Source organism: Mesorhizobium sp. M0968, from assembly GCF_040319065.1.
Taxonomy (GTDB): Bacteria; Pseudomonadota; Alphaproteobacteria; order Rhizobiales; family Rhizobiaceae; genus Mesorhizobium.
This window is the reverse complement of record NZ_JAMYNL010000091.1, coordinates 1-837: the sequence shown is the minus strand read 5'-3', so window position 1 is coordinate 837 and position 837 is coordinate 1. Positions and strand designations below refer to the sequence as shown.

Genomic DNA, 837 nt, shown 5'->3' with positions numbered 1-837 from the left:
AAAGCAGCATTTCGGCGGCTTCGCGGGTGCTCGAAACACTGACTTTGCCGGAGGACAGCAAAACGGTCACGGGCTCTTCGAACGTGCCGACATCTCGTTCGCAGGTCATATGCTGGTCTCCTTTCGCAACCTCCCCCAAGACTTTACGGGTGAACCATCCGTTCCGTTGCGTCACGTTTGTCCCGGTGGGCGAACATTCTGTGAGGATGGGAGCTCGTCCAGAGCGCGGGCTTGATCGCTCAGACTGGACTCGCCAACGCGTTGCGGTCCTCAAACAGCGAGAACCGTCCTTATCGTTACGGGCCACTTGCCGGCGCAGGCATCCGCAGACGGAAGTCAATACTCATTTCTGGGGACGGAAATCTCGCGTGCAGATCGGCGAAGCTGGGCAAGAGGAGTGATCGTCATGACCGTTCTTGCCCATAGCATCGCCAGCGACCCCCACGGAACGTGGCGGGCCGTCTTCTTGCCTGAAGAGCTGCATCTCTATTTGGAGTTCATCGGCCAGGCGCCGGCACAAATCCCGTCGACTCGATGAGCCTCGACGGCTTCCTTGCACGGCGGCCAAAAGATGCTCTCCACCAGCGGGCGCGCTGTAGAGTTTCGCGATTTTCGCCACAGCGACGATATTGGACACCAGGGTCCGCCGATCCATCAGGGCAACGGACGCCATCTTGGATCGGCTAGTGGTCGATGCTCAGGACGACACAATTGCTCGGCGTCAGAAGATGTCCTGGCCAGCATGGGCTGGCTGGTCATTGTAGCTCTCCGTCGGGTTTGCGCGCCGGCCTTAGCGGGCAGCGGATAGGCTACTTGGCGAGGAAGTCCGTGATGAGC

At 59.9% G+C, this 837-nt stretch carries 1 protein-coding gene; it reads left to right on the top strand.

The genetic code is table 11. From position 1 onward, the window contains the following. Positions 1-406 precede the first annotated feature (406 nt). Positions 407-538, top strand: a complete 132-nt coding sequence (locus NKH67_RS34020) for a hypothetical protein (protein ID WP_352473283.1) — start codon at positions 407-409, stop codon at positions 536-538. Positions 539-837 lie beyond the last annotated feature (299 nt).